Below are 2,284 nucleotides of genomic sequence, written 5' to 3' on the forward strand. Positions count from 1 at the left end.
ACGGCAGGGCCGTGACGCCGGGTGGCGGCAGGCCGGCCGTCGACGCCAGCAGGGCGCACCAGCCCAGCAGGTGCGGCGCCAGGTCGGCACCGAGCGGCGTCCACGAGGCGCGGATCTCGATGTCCCCGGCCGCGGGCGGCCCGGCGAGCTCACCGAAGCGGGTGGACAGGGTCTGGGTGACGGTGCCGCCGATCGCCCGGTGCCGGGCGTCCTGCGCGTCCAGCGCGTCGGTCAGCCAGGTCCAGCCGACACCCGGCAGCAGCGGGTCGGCGGCCAGATCCACCTCCAGCTCGGCCGTCACGTAGGTGACCAGTCGCAGGGTGCCCTGCCACGCCTCGTGCCCGGCCGGGTCGTGCAGCAGGATCAACCGCCCGGTGGCCACCTCGTCGCCGTCCCGCAGCACCGCGGCGGAGAGCGCGAACGCGTACGGCGCCAGGCGCTGGGGGGCGCCGACCTCCTCCAGCACGATCTCGGACCGGGGTGTCACCGACCGCAGCCCGGCGACCGCGCGGGCGAAGGTTTCCGGGAGCGCGATCGGAGGGGCCATGCGGGCAGCCTATGCCGCCGCCCAGCCCGTCGCGGTCACGGCGCGCCGAGCGGGCGCTCACGATCATCGGTCGCCGGGACGCCCGGCCGCCGCCGTCGCGTACCCGGTCACAAAAGGTGACGGTGCCCGCTGCCGCCCACCGGCCCCGTGGCACGATTGCCGCGATGACCACCGACACCACGGGCACTGTGGCCCGAGACGGAGAACCCCGCCGCGGCGGGCCGGCCGACTCGCCGTTCGTCCGGGCCTGCCGCCGCGAGCCCGGCCCGCGCACCCCCGTCTGGTTCATGCGCCAGGCCGGCCGGTCGCTGCCGGAGTACCGCGAGATCCGGGCCAACGTGCCGATGCTGGAGTCGTGCCGCCGTCCCGACCTGGTCGCGGAGATCACCCTCCAGCCGGTCCGCCGGCACGGGGTCGACGCGGCGATCCTGTTCAGCGACATCGTGGTCCCGGTGGCCGCCGCCGGGGTCGACCTGGACATCGTGCCCGGCACCGGTCCGGTGGTCGCCGAGCCGGTGCGCACCGCCGACGACGTCGAGCGGATCCGCCGGATCACCCGCGACGACGTCTCCTACGTGGACGAGGCGGTCCGCCTACTGGTGGCCGAGCTGGGCGACACCCCGCTGATCGGCTTCGCCGGCGCGCCGTTCACCCTGGCCAGCTACCTGGTCGAGGGTGGCCCGTCGCGGACCCACGCGAAGACCAAGGCGCTCATGTACGGGCAGCCGGAGCTGTGGCACGCGCTCTGCGCCCGGCTTGCCGAGGTGACCCTTTCCTTCCTGCGGGTGCAGGTCGACGCCGGGGTCTCCGCGGTGCAGCTTTTCGACTCCTGGGCCGGCGCACTCTCCGAGGCCGACTACCGCCGTTACGTGCTGCCGCACTCGGCCGCGGTGCTCTCCGGGCTGGCCGATGCGGGCGTGCCCCGGATCCACTTCGGGGTCGGCACCGGCGAACTGCTCGGCGCGATGGGCGAGGCCGGCGCGGACGTGGTCGGCGTGGACTGGCGTACCCCGCTGGACGTCGCCACCCGCCGGATCGGCCCGGACCGGGCCGTCCAGGGCAACCTCGACCCGTGCGTGCTGCTCGCCCCCTGGCCGGTGGTCGAGGCCGAGGTGCGGCGGATCCTCGACCAGGGGCGGGCCGCCCCGGGTCACGTGTTCAACCTCGGTCACGGCGTGCTGCCGGAGACCGACCCCGACGTGCTGACCAGAGTGGTCGCGCTGGTGCACGAGCTCTCCGCGCGACCCGTCGAGTAAGGGAGTTCACCGTGCGGCAACCGTGGCGGGTCGCGATCATCGGTGGGGGGATCACCGGGCTGGCCGCCGCCGTCCGGTTGCGCGACCGCGCCCCGGCCGGCACCGAGATCACCGTGTACGAGCAGTCCGGCCTCCTCGGTGGCAAGCTGCGCACCGGTGAGCTGGCCGGGCAGGCCGTCGAGTTCGGCGCCGAGTCGTTCCTGATGCGCGACCCGGCTGGCGGGGAGTCCGCCGCGGTGACCCTGGTCCGCCGGGTCGGGCTGGCCGACGCGATCGTCCACCCCACCGTCGGGCAGGCGGCGCTCGCCGTCGACGGGCGGCTGCGCCCGGTCCCGGGCGGCACCCTGGTCGGCGTACCGGGGGATCTGGAGAAGGTGGCCGCGGTGGCGGGCACCAGGAACCCGGACAGCCCGGGCAGCTCCGGCTCGGGCAGAGCCATGGTGATCAGCGCCACGCTGGCGTAGTCGAGCTCGCCGACGGT

2 protein-coding genes and 1 pseudogene are annotated in these 2,284 nt (G+C 75.3%); 2 read left to right on the forward strand and 1 reads right to left on the reverse strand.

Annotated elements, in window-relative coordinates; all coding sequences use genetic code 11:
• The coding region (locus DKL51_RS31165; protein WP_148097897.1) for a DUF3000 domain-containing protein at nucleotides 1-547 on the reverse strand (547 nt) is incomplete at its 3' end.
• A gap of 164 nt (nucleotides 548-711) precedes the next feature.
• On the opposite strand from DKL51_RS31165, the gene hemE reads away from it, so the two are divergent.
• Together hemE and DKL51_RS31175 are read left to right on the forward strand one after the other, a co-directional pair.
• The gene (gene hemE / locus DKL51_RS31170; RefSeq protein WP_109942693.1) at nucleotides 712-1,803 is read left to right on the forward strand and encodes a uroporphyrinogen decarboxylase; all 1,092 of its coding nucleotides are present in this window, start codon (nucleotides 712-714) and stop codon (nucleotides 1,801-1,803) included.
• 11 nt (nucleotides 1,804-1,814) lie between these two features.
• Nucleotides 1,815-2,246 (forward strand): annotated as a pseudogene (locus DKL51_RS31175) (FAD-dependent oxidoreductase); the annotation flags it as partial.
• Nucleotides 2,247-2,284: the final 38 nt, after the last annotated feature.

Source organism: Micromonospora globispora, assembly GCF_003857015.1.
Lineage (GTDB): Bacteria > Actinomycetota > Actinomycetes > Mycobacteriales > Micromonosporaceae > Micromonospora > Micromonospora globispora.